This is a genomic window from Nostoc sp. ChiQUE01b (genome assembly GCF_034531255.1).
Classification (GTDB): Bacteria; Cyanobacteriota; Cyanobacteriia; order Cyanobacteriales; family Nostocaceae; genus Nostoc.
Genome location: NZ_JAVRBM010000129.1, coordinates 1 through 16,829, shown reverse-complemented (window position 1 = coordinate 16,829; position 16,829 = coordinate 1). Strand labels below are relative to the sequence as shown.

The 16,829-nt window shown below is 41.6% G+C and carries 20 protein-coding genes; 5 read left to right on the top strand and 15 right to left on the bottom strand.

The window, feature by feature from the left end:
- Positions 1–199: 199 nt before the first annotated feature.
- Complete coding sequence (locus RMY63_RS39095; protein ID WP_322733814.1) at positions 200–397, top strand: hypothetical protein; 198 nt, start codon at positions 200–202, stop codon at positions 395–397.
- A gap of 67 nt (positions 398–464) precedes the next feature.
- On the opposite strand, the gene RMY63_RS39090 is transcribed toward RMY63_RS39095, so the two are convergent.
- The gene (locus tag RMY63_RS39090) at positions 465–1,397 is read right to left on the bottom strand and encodes a GIY-YIG nuclease family protein (protein ID WP_322733813.1); all 933 of its coding nucleotides are present in this window, start codon (positions 1,395–1,397) and stop codon (positions 465–467) included.
- 163 nt (positions 1,398–1,560) lie between these two features.
- Between RMY63_RS39090 and dinB the strand changes: the two genes are divergently transcribed.
- Positions 1,561–2,697, top strand: coding sequence for a DNA polymerase IV (gene dinB / locus RMY63_RS39085; protein WP_322733812.1), 1,137 nt, complete (start codon positions 1,561–1,563; stop codon positions 2,695–2,697).
- On the opposite strand, the gene RMY63_RS39080 is transcribed toward dinB, so the two are convergent.
- The 3 genes from RMY63_RS39080 to RMY63_RS39070 all read right to left on the bottom strand — a co-directional run bounded on the left by RMY63_RS39080 (position 2,668) and on the right by RMY63_RS39070 (position 4,760).
- Positions 2,668–2,871, bottom strand: coding sequence for a CopG family transcriptional regulator (locus RMY63_RS39080; protein WP_292753606.1), 204 nt, complete (start codon positions 2,869–2,871; stop codon positions 2,668–2,670). The genes dinB and RMY63_RS39080 overlap by 30 nt on opposite strands.
- A 673-nt stretch (positions 2,872–3,544) precedes the next feature.
- Positions 3,545–3,931 (bottom strand): hypothetical protein, encoded by a 387-nt coding sequence (locus tag RMY63_RS39075; RefSeq protein ID WP_322733811.1) that lies wholly within the window; start codon positions 3,929–3,931, stop codon positions 3,545–3,547.
- A 184-nt stretch (positions 3,932–4,115) separates the two neighbouring features.
- Entirely contained in the window at positions 4,116–4,760 is a 645-nt protein-coding gene (locus RMY63_RS39070) for a hypothetical protein (protein WP_322733810.1), read from the bottom strand.
- 140 nt (positions 4,761–4,900) lie between these two features.
- On the opposite strand from RMY63_RS39070, the gene RMY63_RS39065 reads away from it, so the two are divergent.
- Entirely contained in the window at positions 4,901–5,032 is a 132-nt protein-coding gene (locus RMY63_RS39065) for a hypothetical protein (protein ID WP_322698124.1), read from the top strand.
- 196 nt (positions 5,033–5,228) lie between these two features.
- The gene (locus tag RMY63_RS39060; protein ID WP_322733809.1) at positions 5,229–6,029 is read left to right on the top strand and encodes an isopentenyl phosphate kinase; all 801 of its coding nucleotides are present in this window, start codon (positions 5,229–5,231) and stop codon (positions 6,027–6,029) included.
- Between the two features lie 47 nt (positions 6,030–6,076).
- Here RMY63_RS39060 and RMY63_RS39055 read toward each other — a convergent pair whose 3' ends face one another.
- From RMY63_RS39055 to RMY63_RS39025, 7 genes are all read right to left on the bottom strand, one after another.
- Positions 6,077–7,249 (bottom strand): DNA cytosine methyltransferase, encoded by a 1,173-nt coding sequence (locus RMY63_RS39055; RefSeq protein ID WP_322733808.1) that lies wholly within the window; start codon positions 7,247–7,249, stop codon positions 6,077–6,079.
- Positions 7,246–7,638 carry an ASCH domain-containing protein gene (locus RMY63_RS39050; RefSeq protein WP_322733807.1) on the bottom strand — a complete coding sequence of 131 codons (393 nt, stop codon included), beginning with the start codon at positions 7,636–7,638 and terminating at the stop codon, positions 7,246–7,248. The genes RMY63_RS39055 and RMY63_RS39050 overlap by 4 nt, the downstream gene beginning before the upstream one ends.
- 6 nt (positions 7,639–7,644) lie before the next feature.
- A complete protein-coding gene (locus RMY63_RS39045) occupies positions 7,645–8,025 on the bottom strand; it encodes a hypothetical protein (RefSeq protein ID WP_322733806.1) in 381 nt (126 codons plus the stop codon).
- 208 nt (positions 8,026–8,233) lie between these two features.
- The gene (locus tag RMY63_RS39040; RefSeq protein ID WP_322733805.1) at positions 8,234–9,052 is read right to left on the bottom strand and encodes an Rpn family recombination-promoting nuclease/putative transposase; all 819 of its coding nucleotides are present in this window, start codon (positions 9,050–9,052) and stop codon (positions 8,234–8,236) included.
- A gap of 225 nt (positions 9,053–9,277) precedes the next feature.
- Positions 9,278–10,669 carry a replicative DNA helicase gene (locus RMY63_RS39035; RefSeq protein ID WP_322733804.1) on the bottom strand — a complete coding sequence of 464 codons (1,392 nt, stop codon included), beginning with the start codon at positions 10,667–10,669 and terminating at the stop codon, positions 9,278–9,280.
- Between the two features lie 16 nt (positions 10,670–10,685).
- Positions 10,686–11,966, bottom strand: a complete 1,281-nt coding sequence (locus RMY63_RS39030) for a hypothetical protein (protein ID WP_322733803.1) — start codon at positions 11,964–11,966, stop codon at positions 10,686–10,688.
- Positions 11,967–12,075: 109 nt separating this feature from the next.
- The gene (locus RMY63_RS39025) at positions 12,076–12,882 is read right to left on the bottom strand and encodes a DUF5131 family protein (RefSeq protein ID WP_322733802.1); all 807 of its coding nucleotides are present in this window, start codon (positions 12,880–12,882) and stop codon (positions 12,076–12,078) included.
- Positions 12,883–12,923: 41 nt separating this feature from the next.
- Here RMY63_RS39025 and RMY63_RS39020 point away from each other — a divergent pair, with 41 nt between their 5' ends.
- Entirely contained in the window at positions 12,924–13,883 is a 960-nt protein-coding gene (locus RMY63_RS39020; protein ID WP_322733801.1) for a cytosolic protein, read from the top strand.
- Between the two features lie 65 nt (positions 13,884–13,948).
- On the opposite strand, the gene RMY63_RS39015 is transcribed toward RMY63_RS39020, so the two are convergent.
- From RMY63_RS39015 to RMY63_RS39000, 4 genes are all read right to left on the bottom strand, one after another.
- The gene (locus RMY63_RS39015; protein ID WP_322733800.1) at positions 13,949–14,554 is read right to left on the bottom strand and encodes an MT-A70 family methyltransferase; all 606 of its coding nucleotides are present in this window, start codon (positions 14,552–14,554) and stop codon (positions 13,949–13,951) included.
- A gap of 18 nt (positions 14,555–14,572) precedes the next feature.
- Positions 14,573–15,031 carry a hypothetical protein gene (locus RMY63_RS39010; protein ID WP_322733799.1) on the bottom strand — a complete coding sequence of 153 codons (459 nt, stop codon included), beginning with the start codon at positions 15,029–15,031 and terminating at the stop codon, positions 14,573–14,575.
- Between the two features lie 127 nt (positions 15,032–15,158).
- Positions 15,159–16,043, bottom strand: a complete 885-nt coding sequence (locus RMY63_RS39005) for a hypothetical protein (RefSeq protein ID WP_322733798.1) — start codon at positions 16,041–16,043, stop codon at positions 15,159–15,161.
- A 43-nt stretch (positions 16,044–16,086) separates the two neighbouring features.
- Positions 16,087–16,545, bottom strand: a complete 459-nt coding sequence (locus RMY63_RS39000) for a DUF1392 domain-containing protein (RefSeq protein ID WP_322733797.1) — start codon at positions 16,543–16,545, stop codon at positions 16,087–16,089.
- Between the last annotated feature and the right edge of the window lie 284 nt (positions 16,546–16,829).

Sequence of the window (16,829 nt, the reverse complement as noted above, 5' to 3'; positions counted from 1 at the left end):
GTCGCAGTTTTTGATCCCATTTTTTCAGATTTTGTGAGAAATCCGCGTTAAACCAATCTCAGAAATTAAAGGGGCGCTCAGTCAACTATTAGAAATACCGTTCCACGGTGGTTATCTTCCAGGTTTTGAAATTACGAGGCAGTTTTCTCTAATTTATACTGCTGGCACTACACAGTTAAGCCAGTCAGATGATCAAACATTGGAGGCTCAATCTTCATTGCATAGTCCAGGCGAACGCACTCCCACCAGTGGACAGTACGAAGTAATCAATTTTAATGGGAAAGGCACAGGGCTAGAGGTAACATCAACTGCTGGAAATCCGTTTCCTCCAACAAGTGAATCTGACCAGTCATATCGGTTAGTTGACCCGACAAAGCACAAAAATTCTAATAAGTAGCAATTAGTGTTGCTTTGGCGATCGCATAGAAATATGGAACCTGGCTGTTGCAGAGCATGAGTATAGGCTAAATAGCAACTTGAGATAAACTAATGTTGTCCTTAAGAATGTCTATCTCTCCAGGAGAGAGTACTTTTTCTTTCATTTGTTGTAGCTCATGTAGGGCAGCGTTAGCATCGGTAGCACCAAATTTGAAGTACTCAGTTAAACTACCAATGCGATAATTGTAATTATGATAGCGGTGTTTAAAATATAGTTCTACATTACCCCTGTGTGGCCAAGTTCCAAGTATTTGAATAGCAACAGTTTTATACTGGGGCAGTAAATCTGCTTTTATTTCTGTCAATCGCTGTTGGATAGGTCTAGTAGTAACTCCTATCTTGTACAAGGTGCCAATGTTAGTTTGGATCTCTAAAAAATATAAAGAGCAGGATAAAATGCGTTGAAGTTGAGCGCGATAAAGTGTTAAGTCAGTTAATCGATATAACTTATCTGCTGCATTTTTGTATAAGGCGTGTTTGGCTGCTAGCTCTAGTCTCAATAGTTTTTTGAGCAATAGAGGTTCTTGCACTTCGTTGAATAAACTAAATTCTAGCGCCCCAACAGGAATTTTCCCTAAACTAGTAAATTCATAAGCTGGAGGGGTTAAATACACATTTTTTTTGAACATTCCAGCTTTGAGAAGGTTTGGATTGACTAAACCAGGGCTGATAAGATAATTGATTGAGCCGTATTCTTTCCCTAGCAATTTTAACTGTGCTAAATCTTTACGCGATAGGTAAATATTAAAATTATCATACAGTGGTAAAATCGGGAAATCACGATTAGCTACAGGCAGGCAAGTCGCTGAAAAATGTGCAAAATGATGTTGTTTTACTTTGTCTTTCTTAGCAGTTAGCTCACCATAACAGTAAGGACATTTAAGCTTAGTTTTACCACTACCAACATCTTCAACACAGACTAATTGTCCATCTGGAGCTATACCAAATTTGAGCCACATTGTTACACTTACTCATTAACAGAAAAACCAATCGGGGCTGATAGTAGAAAGTTCAAGCAAGCTTTAAATAATTTGCATATCTGCAAAATTTGGCTCAAACTAGTGCTAGTGTACTATAGGATTTCTAATTTAGGATTTTATTTGCTTGAAAGTGGTGTGAAAAGTGAGACTGCTTGTAGTGGAGCTACCCTTGGGACAAGAATCTGTCGCTAGAACCAGGAAAATAGTTCACGTAGATATGGATGCCTTCTACGCATCGGTAGAGCAGAGGGACAACCCTAGCTACCGAGGCAAACCGTTAGTCGTCGGTGGCAACCCGAATCAGCGAGGCGTAGTTGCAGCCGCCAGTTATGAAGCTCATAAGTTTGGCATTCATTCCGCGATGCCGTCAGTAACTGCGATCGCTAAATGTCCCGCACTTATCTTTGTCAGACCGAGATTCGATGTCTACCGAGATATTTCCACTTCAATCCACACCATATTCAAACGCTACAGTGATTTAGTGGAAGGAGTTGCGCTAGATGAGGCATACCTTGATGTTACTGAGAATAGGCAAAACATCCCCTACGCTTCTACTATCGCAAGACACATCAAAACTGCAATTTTCCAGGAAACCCAGTTGACGGCAACCACAGGTGTGTCAATTAACAAGTTTCTGGCAAAAATGGCATCAGGGCAGAACAAGCCGAATGGACTAACAGTGATTTTGCCAGAACAAGCGATCGCCTTTGTAGAACAGCTGCCGATTGAGAAGTTCCACGGCATTGGAGAGGTGACGGCGGCGAAGATGCACTCACTCGGCATTCATACTGGCGCAGATTTGAAAATGCGATCGCTCTTGGAGTTAACACACCACTTTGGTAAAGCCGGTCATTATTACTATAAGATTGCCAGAGCAGAAGATGACCGCCCAGTTGAAGCGAATCGGGTTCGTAAATCGATTGGTGCAGAAAACTCCTTTGCAAATGATCTAAGCGATGTGAACGAGATGTTACAGGAACTCGAACAGATTGCCCAAATCGTTGAGCAACGGTTAGAGCAGCACGAAACGCGAGGTCGCACGTTAACCCTGAAAGTTAAGTTCTCTGACTATCAGCAGCTAACCCGCAGTAAGACAATGCTTGCTCCCATCAGTGAACTCTCTACGATTTTTGAGATAGCCAAAGCGCTGTTTGAGTCGATTGATCTGGAAAACCGTAGTATCAGGTTACTGGGCATTTCTTTATCTAACCTTGATAACGTCAAACAAACCCAAGTAATTCAATTGCCATTATTTCAGAATGGGAACATCATATTTTAGCGTAGGTGTGGTCTGTTCAGACGCTGACAACTCGGTTATGGAGAGAGAGCGAATTAACTCCCGAATCACATCAGTTGCAGGTCTACCTGTGTTTGCACAATATTTTTCAAGTTTTTCGTTTTCAGCAGATGCAAGATTTATTGTGATTCGTTTGGCAGCCCATTTTTTGTTCATGACTTGCTATATTAACCAAATTTAATGAATTATCTAGACTTTAAATGCCTTGTGCAATACTTAATAAATATATAGATGTTAACCACAGCATACTTGCCGTAAAACTATTTTTAGCACATCCCTCTCCAGAGTATTTACTTGTAGCCCAAAACTTCACTGATAAATCATTTATATGAACTTTAGAACATTTGAAAGTATCTTGTATTTTTTGTAAATATTGTTAAGCAAAGCGCAATCAAAGTGAGCCAAGCAAGAGGCGTATAATCAGCAAGTATTGCCAATTGAATTTACTAAACCTTGTCTTCATACAATTGCATCTAATATTCATTTGCTCTTTACCCAAAGGTGAAATTGACTAACTACTCTGGATGTAGACTTTCATTTAAGCACTATATTTAACTCTATAATTTAACGAAACCTTACCTTAATGCCTCTTGAAAACTTTCTAGGAGCATTAAGGTTTAATAGTTTTGGTTCTTCAGTATCTGTTATGCCAAATTATTAGTTAGATATCAAAACTAGGCTCGAAAATAAAACTCAAAAGCCCGAATCAGTTCTAAACCCATAAATAACTAGTAAATAATGTTTATTTCTCTTATCTAGTAAGGGTTGTATGGCTTTTTTGAAGGTAATTTAGCAGAATATATTAATTTTTATTAAGTCAGAGCTTAACTTACCCGCAGAAATCATCAACCCTCAACTCTCGCCACACGTCAGACGGTTGCCACCCAGAGTTGCCAACAGAGCGTAGGGGGCGATAGTGTTCAGAAATGTATTCGGATTCGGAAACGTAGTCTTCAATGTACACAGGTGGATTTGGTTCAATCACTGGTTCAGGAATATTTTGACTTTCAGGCATCTCAATGGATTCAGTCGATGGTGGGATTACTTCTGTTTTCTTGCGAACTGGGTTAGAACTTTTTTTGATGAGTCGTTGCATATCTGTAGGAATCATTCGGCTGTCCACAAAGAACGGATATCCTAGAATACAGAAAGTTATTAACGAATCAGAAACATTTTGTCGGAAGTTTGTCTCTTCCGGGATGATTACTGTAGGCAAGATTTACAGTACTTACACAGAGGTATAAATAGTTATCAAAGTATAAGCTGAATTTGGAAAAGATGATTATAGTAAATTTATATACTCTATTGATGTGAGTAACTCGGTAGAGTATTTTTGTCAAAGTGCGCCTAACGTAAGCGATCGCCCAATTTAAATTCTGATTTTTTGTTTCTACCTCGATTTACTGAGCGGATACAATTAATTCTTCATCCAGAACTTCGTTCCACTCTTCATCCCAGGTTTGTTCGTTGTAGACCTTGGTGGCTTGAGCAATTTTCAGGCGATGAGCAACCGAAACACAATGTCTAGGTTGCCAAGCGATGTTCGGGTATTTACCTTGCAGATATCTCACAGCATCTTGACAATCATTAATTACTGGAATGTCTAAGTTTAGATACCTTCGCAACCCAATGCCTAAACGAATTGCCTCAATCTCATGGTTGTGAAAATAGTATTCTTCATCTTCAGGAGTGGAAATTAGTAGAACTCTGGCCCAAGAATGAATATTATAGACAGCTTTAGCTATAACTACATTGATATGTTGAGGCTTGTAGTTATCCAAAAATTTATCTACAGCAGCTTCATCTTCTAAATCGATATCTACACCCTGTGCCAATAGTAAATCAGAGATATCATCAAACCCTTCAATGAAAGATTCGTACCAATCTTGAATGGTTTGGGTGCTAAAAAATTTAGCAGCATCATCAAATGATATTTTTTCCCAGCCTGCATCTGTAGTTATTTGCTGGCCAGTTTTAGGGATAAACAGATTCTCGTGCGCCAACCACGGTGGGACATTCTTTTGCTTTTTCTTGTGTTTACCCATTTAAGAAGAAATGCAAATATATAAGAAGTAGATGAAAAACCCCAACGTTCTCGTGAGACTGGGGATACATTAGAAAACTCTTCCCCTATCATGACACAACTCAATACGGGAGCAACCACCTACAGTCTGGAGGTGGTTGCATGAACCAACCAACCTCCAAGCGCAAAAGACTCACCCCCACAACTCCCGATAAACCAAAGTCAGCCCTCAAACCAGCACAAGAGCCGGAAAATCCAAGCGCAGTCACGGTTGGAAAGGCAAGGCATTGCTAGATGAAAACTAAAATAGGGAGTTAGCGTTGCATAAATCAACCGTTCATCTCTGATAAATCCTCGAAGCTACCAATTGCAGCTTTTTAGTCTCAACTAGTTCAGCACAACAATCTTGACAGAAAAGATAAATGATTACGAAAATATCCGTAAATAGATTTGGCATATTTCTCAGTAAATATACTCAAAAGCTTTGATTATGGAATTAGTATTAGTGAAGCTAGGAGGTTCCTTAATTACTGACAAGGATAAACCTTATACTGCTCGAAGAGAAGTTATAACAGAACTGGTTGAGCAAGTGAGCCTAATCAAACGTGAAAATCCTAATCTGAAACTTATTATTGGTAACGGTGCTGGTTCTTTTGCCCACCAATCAGCGAATAAATATAATACAATTAACGGTTTTTCAGGTGAGGGAGAAAAACTAGGGTTCTGCTTAGTTCACCAAGATGCTTTAGATTTAAATTTTCTACTAGCTAAAACTTTTTTACAGGCAGGTTTACCAGTGGTAAGTTTGCCACCTATTACTATGATAATCACTCATAATAAGAAACTGCTGAAGAGTGACTTTAGTGTAATAGAAAGTAGTCTACAAGCAGGTTTGATTCCTTTAATTTTTGGTGATGTCGTTCTAGATAAAGCTATTGGTGGTACTGTCCTCTCGACAGATGCAATGCTTGCAGAACTAGCGAAATACTTTTATCTTCAAGGTAAGTTTAAAATTCGACTAATAAATGTTGGGAATTATGCAGGTGTATATGACCAAGAGGGGCAAGTAGTTTCCAATATTACTCAAGCTAACTATTCTCGGATTAAACCTTTCTTGGGCAAGAGCAAATCAGTAGATGTTACTGGCGGGATGGCTAAGAAAGTTGAGGAGTTTTTGACTATTTCTAGTTTAGGGATTGACTGCTGGATAATTGATGGAAATATCCCAGGGAATTTAGCTTCTTCAGTTTTAGATAGGCCAACTCTAGGCACTTTAATTAGGGCATTTTAACTAAAATGATTTCAAAACTGTTGGTAGTTAATCCGAATTATTTACCCTTAATCTTTTTGAGATAACTCATTTTTCTGTATGTGAGTAAATAACTGCGCGGCAAAACTGGGTGGTACAGAGTAGCCGATGATTGACCCCGCCGTAGCAGTCTCTTTTGGGAATTCGTACCAACCGGGAAACCCTTGTAAAATTGCAGCCCCCTCAATAGACAAGGATTTGACCGTACCATCCGGCAACCAGATATCAGCGAACTTACTACGGTTGCAGCCTTTGTGATCTGTGAAGTGGGATCGCAGAATGGTATTAGCGGGGTGCGACCCTGGCTTGTACTTGGGTAACTTGCGTCCTCCAACCCGTTCAATCAACAGTGGTGTTGGCGCATTCCCGGTTAAAAATTTCTCTAAAGCTTGTTGCTGTTTAGGTAGAAGCTGTGAATCAGGCATTGTGGGGATGAGATGGACTATCGCCTCGTACCAACCACAAGATTTAGCTCCCGAAGGTATTGCAACGCTCAAACCCCTATTTGCAACCAGAACCAGCCGCCGCCGCGCCTGGGGCAACCCAAAGTCAGCCATGTTGACCACGCTGTAATTGACCGAGTATCCCTCTTGCTCCAAAGCATCCAGGATGATACTAAAACTCTGACTGTTCTGATAGCGTGGGACATTTTCGAGAGTGAATACCCGTGGCTGCAACTGTCGGATGGCTTCTGCAACTGCGATCGCTGCACTCAGATCATCAGCCGTTTCAAGCGCAATACCCGCTTTGGCTGTGTGAGCTTGGCTGAAGTTAGCGCACACCGGGGAGGCGTGGAGATAGTCGGGGTGGCGGGGAAAACCTAGAAATCCTAACCGTGCTACTTCTTGCACAGTCTGTTGAATTACTTTGCAGCCATACTCGCTGAAGTTGTGGTGATGATTGAGAGCGATCGCCCTGCTCAAGTCTGGTTTTGTGGGGTCGAATTCCACTGCAATGACTGGGCGAATCCCGGCCTGAACCATCCCAGCTTCAATCCCGCCGCCACCAGCAAAAAGTACTATGGCGATCGGTGCATCATCTGGAAGAACTGGTTTTAATTTTGTGCTATCAAAATTTTTGCAGACATCTGAAATTTTTGGTGATGGCTTTTTGGATTTCGCTTTTTTGATAAAGGTGGTAATATCTTCCCTGGTTGCCCCAAGGTGTTGTAGTGTGCGAATCATGGGGACTGTTTTAGTCATGCAGCCACCTCCATGACCAAATCATCGGGTACTTCAAAAATCCCCAACCGCCCAATGTAAGGAATTGGTGTAATCTCTCGCGGATTCTCTAACTGCCAGTGGTACTGCTCAGATATTCCCCAACCAGATGCAACTTGTGAGAATCGGCAATCAACTATTGTGACAATACCAATAACTTGGCCGCGACGGAGACTTTTTAATTCTGGGCTTAGTACACCCATACCTTGACAAAATTCTTTCGCCTCAAAGTAGGCTTTTTTGGTGCAGGTTTTTGCAGCGTGAATCAGAATGTCGCCGCGATAATGAATGGGCCAGCCACGGTTTTCAATATCTTTGAGAGCATAAATAATTGCCCATACCCAAGGCTGACGGACTGAAAGTGCTTTCACGGTGTTTTAAAACTCCAGTAATTGAATGTATGCGTCTAATGCCGCGATCGCTGGATGTGGATGTGGCTTTGAACGCAGTCCGTTGCAGATTGTGGCGATAGCTCCAAGTTCTGTGAAAGTGAAATTAATATTGGACTGACGGTCAGAACAGCGATGCAAAACTGTCAGGAGAACAAAATTCAACTGTCTGAGAATTACATCTTCAGCTACATGAAGTCGCCAAGTAAGGTTTTCTGAAGTAACAGAGCGCCAAGGGTTGTCGAAAGAACACTTTTCGACTTTGGGTAGTATCTTAATCTTGAATCTATAATCCCGGTCAGTAATAGCGCATTCATCAGGGGCGAGAGCCGCCCATTGTTGTAAAAGTTGTTGGTAAATTTCAACCATTCTCAGTTGGCTGCCTTGCGTAGAAAACGATTGTAAAATTCCTGTTCTAATCCGTCAGCAGCAATTCATTTGAACGCAACTATTTATTAGTTGGGGTATTATGATAGTGATAAAATGACGGATAGGTTTTTAAGTCTTATGTTTGTATGAAGAGACATTAGAAATAAGGAGTGGATATTTTAATCCGACTCCCTCTCTAATTTTTGCTTTATCCTAATTGGTCTAACCAATTCACTAAGTCGTTAACTGATGAGAAATCTAAAAGGGCTTCGCCTAATGTCTCTAATTCTTCAATAGGTAAAACTCGAATTCGCTCGATTAGTAGAGAATTAACTTCTCCAAAACGGCGATTTAACAGACGAGTTAAAAACTGAAATGCTTCTTGTTGCTTTCCTTTCTGCAAAATATCCTGATAAATAACAGATTCCTGCATAATATCCTCTCGTAAAAATTGGTGAATTAAATCTTTTTCAAACCTTAAACCTGCAAATATCTCTGTACATCCAGCAATATTCTGCCTTTCATCCCTATCTGGAATTTTAGCGATATTTTGAGCTACTTGGGATAATAAAGCGGCAGGTGAATCAGTTCGAGTTAAAGGGGCAAGAGGCAATAGCGCTGGATTATTCAGAAAAAAAGCTGAATCTTGTTCCCATAACCGTATAACTTGATAACGGTGACTTGTGAACTCATCCGTGTATTCTTCCGTAAATGCAATAGGGTCACTACTTTGTTGCAAGAAGATCACGACTTGGGTTATTGGTGTGTTATATTGCCGTTTCAATCTCACGTAATAGTCTAATACCCGCAAAGGAATTGGCGGATTAGATTTGGGGAGAGTCTGAAACTCAATGTGCAAAATCCGGCTACTTGTTTGCAAAAATGTGACATAATCTGCGCGGATTGGATCTATTGAAAGTTCAGTTTTAAGTACTGTAACTTCTGTAGTTTTATCTGGTAGCAACCACTTGGCAAACTCAGCTGGATACAATTCAGCTAAATACTTGGCAGTATTATCGTAACTCAATTTCTTTCATCCTTATTTCAATGAAGATTTAGTTCTTAGCAATCTCAATGATTTTGTTTACTTTGTCAATGGTCAGGAAAATCATTTTCATTATAATCTTCTCCCCCTTTTGGATTTAGACTAAACCAACAGTACTTTTTTAATTGTTATATCTTTGGGTTGATTCCATCACTAAAGTGCTACTTTCATGAACACTTACAATGCTCAGGTGAACTCCTGTTGTATTTAATATTGAGACTTAGCCAAATTCTTAAACTGTCCAAATCGTTCATCAAATAAAAGGTTAACAGTCGTCTCACTACTAAACCGACTTTTCAAAACTGAAACTTCAAAAATGCCTTTCTGTGTGGTCTGTTTATCGTAGTAATCTTCACGATACAAACCCAACATGACAGCAGCTTCTTGTTCAAAGCCTCCCGATTCTCGAAAATCAGCTTTTGTCGGACGCTTTTCGGAACGTGAATCAACCTCTCTTTTTAACTGGGCTAAACCCAAGACAGCGCAATTGAACTGTTTCGCGATCGCCCTGAGTTGTTTCAAGATTGAGTCGATTTCCTGTACACGATTTTCGCCACGTTCACGGCGCATTGGTTCAATCAACTGTACATAGTCCACAATCACCAAACTGACTGAACCGCAACGAGCTTGTATATCTTGCAAATCACCCTTGATTTGTGATGTGGTGATTACGGGGTTGTCATTCAACCAAAATGGTAGCGCCATCGCGTCAGCACAAGCTTGAGCCAAAGGATTCCAGTGAGATTCCCGGAGTGCATTGCGTTTAAAAAGCAAGTCAGCAGGAACATGAGGCGTTGCCAGCCTTGAGAGGGTCTTTTTGACCATTTGTGAGGCAGACATCTCTAAAGCGAAATAAGCGGTTGTTAAGCCGCTAGCAGCAGCCCGAATCCCAATATCTAATGCCCAGGTGGACTTACCGATGCCGCCGCGACCTCCAACAACAGTCAAAGAACCAAAGGGCATCCCGCCAATTACTCCATCCAAATCATAGAATCCAGTGGGGACATTCACCTCAATTGCATCTTCACCGTTATTTGCCAACTCAATTTCGGCATAAACGTCAGGGATGATGTCAGCCATTAGCTTCATCTGACAAGGCGTAGTTAATTGGCGCAACTCTAAAAGTTTTTGTTGTCCCATTTCGATGACCGAAGTGGCAGTGATTTCGGTCAAAGGAGCATCCATTGCTTCCCGTGCCATTTGTAAAGCTGTTTGGATTACCGCTCTCAATTGCGCTTTTTCTCGAATCAATTCTGCCAAGGCATCGACGTTAACTGCTGACACGCAAGAGTTAAGCAAGGACGCAAGTTTATTTCTCCCGCCAACATTATGCAATAAACCATGAGATTCCAGCCAACTGGTAACAAACAATAAATCCGTTGGTTGCTGAGACTGGTGCAATCTGACTGCGGCTTGGTAAATATCCTTATGAGAACCAACGTAAAAATCCTCTGGTTGCAAAATCTTAATTACACGAGCGATCGCTTCTGGGTCAAACAAAATGCCACCGAGTACTACTTCTTCAGCTTCTATCGCCTGGGGCGGTAAGCGGTTAGGCATTGAAACTATGTTATCTGGAGCAAAATCTGATGAAAACATTCTTGTTCTCCTGCTATTATGCTACTTTTGTAAATCTCCGCGCCTGTCTGATTTCGGGTAGTACTGCCCTCAACTCATTAGGGGCAGCATGAGCCGTTTGTATGGCTTTCTGTTGAGCAAGGCGTTGAATTTCGGCACTATGAGCCTGGTTATAGCGCTGCATCAGGTTCGTCCATCCCCCTTTGGTTTTCTCCCAGGTGTTCATGACTGCAACAGCATGAGTAATTTCTTGTTGTGCCGAGCGTTTAGACTTCGTGGCTAGTTCTTGTGCCAAGAAGTCCACGACTATCGGGTTGAAGTTCTGGTACAAGTTATTCAGCTTTCGCTCTCCATTGCGCCAAGGTAAAACCCAGCGATTCCACTTGATTGTTTCTCTGACAAGCAGTGGTAGAGAATCATCACTCATAGCAGTCGGGTCTGTTAGCCAAGCATCAATCAGTTCTTTTACGTTTCGGGCTGTCTTGTAGGGACAGGTTAGTTGCGGCTTATTCGCTTGTTCGCGTTTCTCGAACGACCCCCCCGCAATAGTTGATCCTCTTGAGGGATTATCGGTTTGTTGCGAAGACTCGAAATTTTTTGACAACGAAGTGGGTAATTGTGGGGTTGGTCTTTGTGGGGTTGATTCTTCTAAACTTGGTTTTTCTGGAGTTGGTTCTTCAAGTTCAATTTCTCTGGTTGTTAAATCAAGTTCTTCTTTTTCACACACACACTCTTGGGTGGGGGGCGCGGGTGGCGAAGCCAGGGGCGCGTCCTTGAGTGGATAGACTTCAATTGGATAATCTTTAATTGGATAATCTTTGGGTGTTCCCCCAACACTACCGGGGTGTTCCCCCAACACTATCGGGGGTGTTCCCCCAGCACTACCGGGGTGTCCCCCCAGCACTACCCCTAGTGTCCCCCCAACACCACTTAAATCTTTCTTTCCTCTAATTAAGGAAGACGGTTTTAATGGATTAGGGAACCAGTCCTCCATGTCCGTAAGACTGTAATGATTTGATGTTTGTAGCCCGTTATTCTCTCTGCTGGTTTTTGTGATCAAATTCCAACAGATAAGTTCATTTACTGCTGCGATCGCTTTTCGCCGTAAAGTGTCAGTTGGTGAATTTGGAAATGACCCCCGAAAGCAGAACTCACCAATGGATTTGTAGGAAGGGAAAGCATTGTTATCACAACCGGCTCGACGGCACAAATGACAGTAAACACGATATGCCTCCATTGTTAATGGCAAATCGTCAAGCTTACTATCCATATAAATATGGCGTTTTCTTCTGTTGTCGCTAAAGCTGTCGGTAGTCATCTTTTAAACCCTCCAGCAATGTTTATTTTTTTTGTTAAACTCATCGTTAGAACCCTACAAAAAACTTTTTCTTCCCCCACCTGTGAAAAACAGTGTGGGGGATTTGCTTTTACTCATGTATAGAAAAAGGAAATTCTCTAATCTGTAATTCTTGTGGAAACTCTTCAATGTCTCCTCCCTTCTTGTCACGGGTTTTGAATCGCTGTCCCCCAAATATTGCATTCGCCCCCAACTGCTTCACAAACACAGGTGTTTTAGCTGCGTGACACTGTTGGACAATTGATTCGAGCCATTCGATATGGCATGGTCTAGAGTCTGGCCCTGATTCACCACCGATAATAAGCCACTGGACATCATTCAAATATTGGCTAATATCGCCCAAATGTTTTAGTAATGGCTCCACTGACCAAAACCTAACATTAGCTGGAATTTGGGCAAGGAATTGACTACGTTCTTCAAGAGTGTGACGGTTTTCTATAGAAGTTCCAACCCAAATATTAGAAGGTAATTCCTTTAGCCCATGATTAGAGAGCCATTCATTTATAGATGACAACATAACTTCTGGGCGCTTAGTGAGGATTTGGAATATCTGCTTTGGCGCTACGAACATTCCATCTAACATTTCATGTTGCCAAGAACGTGGAATCCATTCACCAAAAACATCAGTCATTGAAGAAACGAAATGCTTTTTAGGTTTCCTTTGGAACCTCCATTTCCGAATAGCTTCTGTATCTAACACTAGCTCTGGTGGTTGCCCAGAGTAGGGTTGCTTATTCCCACCAAAAAAAGAATTTTGATTTAGCTTTTCGCTATAGCAATTTTTACACCCATCAGATATTTTTTGACACCACCAACCGCCTCGCTTGGCACGGATGATATTATCTGTTAAGTCTGCCCATTCTATATTTGTTGGCATGATTACTTTTCTCTCATTAACTTGAAATTGAACAGTTGAGTATGACTAATAAAACACCTCAAACGGAATATGATTCCCCGTGGAAGCAGATGTTGCAGTTGTATTTTGAAGACTTCATGCAATTCTTTTTTCCTCAAGCCCATGCTCAAATTGATTGGAGTAGAGGTTTTGAGTTTCTAGACCAAGAGTTACAGCAAGTAGTTCGTGATGCTGAATTAGGAAAACGACTAATTGATAAATTGGTGAAAATCTATCGCATTGGGGGCGAAGAATCTTGGCTGTTGATTCATATAGAAATCCAAAGTCAAGAGGAAACCGATTTTCCTAAACGGATGTTTGTCTACAACTATCGAATTTTTGACCGTTACGATCGCTCTGTTGCATCATGCGCGATACTGGGGGATGACAACATCAACTGGCGACCATCGCAGTTTGGGTACGATTTGTTTGGTTGTACGGTTGATTTTCAGTTTCCTGTAATCAAGCTGCTAGACTATAAACAAAGGTTGTCGGAGCTAGAAGCCAGTCGTAACCCCTTTGCTACGGTGGTAATGGCTCACTTGGCAGCAGTGCAAACCCGCAGTAATAGGTCGCAAAGGAAACAATCAAAACTGAATTTAGTGCGTCGGTTGTATGAGCAAGGGTTTGAACGCGAGGCTGTTGTTAACCTTTTGGCTTTTATTGACTGGATGTTGACGCTACCATTAGATTTAGAGCGAGAATTTCAACGGGAAGTAGAACAATTAGAGGCAGAACAACGTATGCAGTACGTGACATCATTTGAGCGAATTGCCCGAATGGAAGAATTGGTAGAAGCAATAAAATTAGGCTTGGAACTCAAGTTTGGCCCTGAAGCATTAAACCTAGTGCCAGAAATTTCATCGTTGGAAGACGTTGAACTATTAAGAGCAGTGAGAAATGGGATAAAAACAGCAACTACAGTCGATGAATTGCGTCAAATATACCAGTCCTCTACAACTGACAATCTGCCAGAAAATTAGCATTGAAGAATTTAATATTTAGTTTTCTAGGTTCAGTACACTTTAAGTGCTTAAATTAGCTCTAATTAAGCACTTAACGAAGTATCTCCATCACGTTCTTCAACAGGCTGATCAAACTTCAGAGCCTCATCACCCCAACAATCCCAGCCAACTCTAGACGAACGTGCGAACATCTCCAGCTTTGTTATGTCTGGACACAGTTTGTCTACGAGTTGATAGAAATTTTCGGGCTTACGGGAATGCTCACGGCGGGGTGAGTGTAAAATGCTTGACTGGTTTGTAAGTGTCCGTCCAGCAAAAGCTTTCACATTCCCACGAACACCCAAAGCGCAATGTTCAGTCGAATTCCGCAACCAATGACCAACACCTAGATGTGTTTTAGTGCTGTCTTTGGTGACTTTTTCCCAAGTCAAAATAGTCTTGAGTTCAAATCCCCATGTTTGCAAGCATTGAGCCGCTTCTACCATGTGATTATTTGTGTACCAAAGCCAAAGGACTGACCCTGTAGGATGGCTTAAGTTTGGAACAGGCAATAACAGTATTTCTCCTATGTGCATCGGTTTATAGTTAATGCGGTTTCGGTGAGTTTTATCCTGATTTCTCAGCCGATAGAACCAGGGAGGGTCAATCACGATGCACTGGTATTGACCTTCTAATGCTGTTAGTCTCATGTTTAACTCCTGTTATTTTCAAACTTGTTCTGGAAATTCAATGTGGCTTAAAGTCTGAAGTTCAACAGCTAATCCACTTAAGAAATTTTGGAGTTCGACTGTTGCCAATTCTTTGGATATCTCTTTTTCTGACGTATAAATAAGTTGCTTGTGATGCCCAAAGTAAACTTCTGTACGAGTTAAGTTTTGCTCTGTATCAGTTAACAGAGTCAAAGTAAATCTTCCAAGTTTGCAAAAGTAATAGGGACGCTTTGAACTCCAAGATTTTCCAGGTTGCCAAGTGATTTGGGGTTTTTTACCAATGTGAACGCTGATAGATTCAAAATCAACGTGGAAAATATTCAGTAAAGGAAGCATTTCGCCACTGTTGTAATTGTCTACAACGTGCTGTCTAATGCCTAGTTCTGCTAAACCTTCAGAAATATCAATATGAGCTTCAGATGAGATTTTCTCAACTACTGTGACTATGGCTTTCATATCCGTTTAACCATCTTGTAATTTGTAAGAAAATAATTTTTGATGATTTGGTGATCGCTGTGCTTGACCAATAACCGATGACCAATGACCGATGACCGATGACCGATGACCAATGACCGATGACCAATCAAGCAGTAACTACAGCTTTCTTTGAGAAAGCCCCCGCCTGCCTTAGCGCTGCTCCAGGGCTGGGATGAGCAAAGAACTCTTCTATAGCTTTGGTCAACCCAGCTGCAACAGCCGGCTCGTGACAAGCGTAGACATAAATGGGCTGTTGAACGCCATTAACCAATCGCGTTTCTTGGCGATCGCCCAAGTGTGGGTAGAATGTTCTCACCCATGTGCCCAAGTGTCCGCGATAGTGAGCGCCGCTCAGGGGGACTTTCTTTCCGAGTTCGCTCTCTGCAAAGTTCACAACCCCCAACCAGCGTTCTTCTGAAGGGGTTAGCAATTTTCTGTTGTGTTCTGCCAGAAGATTCCCGGCATAGTCTTTAAATTGCTGTTCCATGTACGGGTTGAGTCTGCCACCAGTTAACTCAGCCAAAGTCTTCATTGCCAGGACAAGAGTATGCAATCGTTGTTCAACTGGGGGGAGGGCTGGTGTAAAAGGTTGTTCTTGTGGTTGAGTAGCGGGTTTTGTCCAGCCCATAATGTCTTGCATCCAGGCGCGAACACCGATCCGGTTAAAAGCTTTGCATACAAGTCTGGCTTGCTGTTTGCAGTACCGCCCAGCATCAAAAGCGTAATATTCAATAACGGCAGCAACACCCATATCAGGTATTCCTTCATTCCAGGTTTCTAGTGCCGCAGGGCTAAAACCTTGTTGTATAAGGCTTTGGGCTAATGCAGAGGGTTGCAGTGCCGCACTTAGTAACGCACGACGAAGCGAAGAATCTTGTACATCTGCCAGCCTTGCAGTTGCCCGAATACTGGCTTTACCGTGTCCATTAGAGTCAACAGTGATCTCTTGCTTTATCTGTTCAATAATTTGAGCTACTTCGATTTGTGACATAACTTTAGTTGGGTGATAATTTTTCGTTGTTGATTAGAGAGAATTAGGCATTTACGCGCACCAAATTTTTTTCACCAACCAACGAAAAGCGATTAAGTATTGTCAGTGTTTTAATTAATGCTGGAGATATTAATTCGACAAGGTAAAACCAAAACTTATCCACAAGTACAACCCCTAGAATTAGTCGTTGTTTCGTGCCATCACCATAAGAAGACAGGATTACTTTCTGCCCTAAAACAAAAGCAGGTTTTGGCACGCTAAGGGTTTGTAATTGCCCAGTCCCAATGATCTGATATTCTGTAGCGTGGAAGATTTCATCACCACAGATGACTGTATAAAGCCAGCATTCATGTTTCCATTGCACACCAGAGCAATAGCCGAATGTTCTGGTAGTTTTTAGGTAAACTCTTTCTAATAAATTGACCTCAACTGTTGGAATTGTTTTGCCCCAAGGCGGGGAGATATACCAACTTGTTTTCAGAGCGTTAACGTAGTCAATCATGTTTCTCTCGTTAATTTCAATAAGGTCAACAACCTAAAGCTTTTCAGCAATCTCCAACAAAAAGCCGCGTCCAGTGTTTTGTACTTGCACCAGTTCTTTATCCAGTAGTGTTTGAATAACCTTGGCAGAGAATTGGAGTTGCAAACGATGTAATGGAACACAACCACCGCAAAGCCGAATTGAACGGAGTAAATGATCGGCCCTGCGGTCAAAACTGTTGTTTAGTTCCTTAACGCGGATTTCTCACAAAATCTGAAAAAATGGGATCAAAAACTGCGACAATG

What these genes read in the sequence shown, in the direction of transcription:
- RMY63_RS39070 (WP_322733810.1), bottom strand. Translation starts at nt 4,760, where the DNA reads ATGGGTAAACACAAGAAAAAGCAAAAGAATGTCCCACCGTGGTTGGCG.
- RMY63_RS39015 (WP_322733800.1), bottom strand. Translation starts at nt 14,554, where the DNA reads ATGAGACTAACAGCATTAGAAGGTCAATACCAGTGCATCGTGATTGAC.
- RMY63_RS39010 (WP_322733799.1), bottom strand. Translation starts at nt 15,031, where the DNA reads ATGAAAGCCATAGTCACAGTAGTTGAGAAAATCTCATCTGAAGCTCAT.
- RMY63_RS39055 (WP_322733808.1), bottom strand. Translation starts at nt 7,249, where the DNA reads ATGACTAAAACAGTCCCCATGATTCGCACACTACAACACCTTGGGGCA.
- RMY63_RS39025 (WP_322733802.1), bottom strand. Translation starts at nt 12,882, where the DNA reads ATGCCAACAAATATAGAATGGGCAGACTTAACAGATAATATCATCCGT.
- RMY63_RS39000 (WP_322733797.1), bottom strand. Translation starts at nt 16,545, where the DNA reads ATGATTGACTACGTTAACGCTCTGAAAACAAGTTGGTATATCTCCCCG.
- RMY63_RS39065 (WP_322698124.1), top strand. Translation starts at nt 4,901, where the DNA reads ATGAACCAACCAACCTCCAAGCGCAAAAGACTCACCCCCACAACTCCC.
- RMY63_RS39020 (WP_322733801.1), top strand. Translation starts at nt 12,924, where the DNA reads ATGACTAATAAAACACCTCAAACGGAATATGATTCCCCGTGGAAGCAG.
- RMY63_RS39080 (WP_292753606.1), bottom strand. Translation starts at nt 2,871, where the DNA reads ATGAACAAAAAATGGGCTGCCAAACGAATCACAATAAATCTTGCATCT.
- RMY63_RS39005 (WP_322733798.1), bottom strand. Translation starts at nt 16,043, where the DNA reads ATGTCACAAATCGAAGTAGCTCAAATTATTGAACAGATAAAGCAAGAG.
- RMY63_RS39045 (WP_322733806.1), bottom strand. Translation starts at nt 8,025, where the DNA reads ATGGTTGAAATTTACCAACAACTTTTACAACAATGGGCGGCTCTCGCC.
- RMY63_RS39035 (WP_322733804.1), bottom strand. Translation starts at nt 10,669, where the DNA reads ATGTTTTCATCAGATTTTGCTCCAGATAACATAGTTTCAATGCCTAAC.
- RMY63_RS39090 (WP_322733813.1), bottom strand. Translation starts at nt 1,397, where the DNA reads ATGTGGCTCAAATTTGGTATAGCTCCAGATGGACAATTAGTCTGTGTT.
- RMY63_RS39060 (WP_322733809.1), top strand. Translation starts at nt 5,229, where the DNA reads ATGGAATTAGTATTAGTGAAGCTAGGAGGTTCCTTAATTACTGACAAG.
- RMY63_RS39030 (WP_322733803.1), bottom strand. Translation starts at nt 11,966, where the DNA reads ATGACTACCGACAGCTTTAGCGACAACAGAAGAAAACGCCATATTTAT.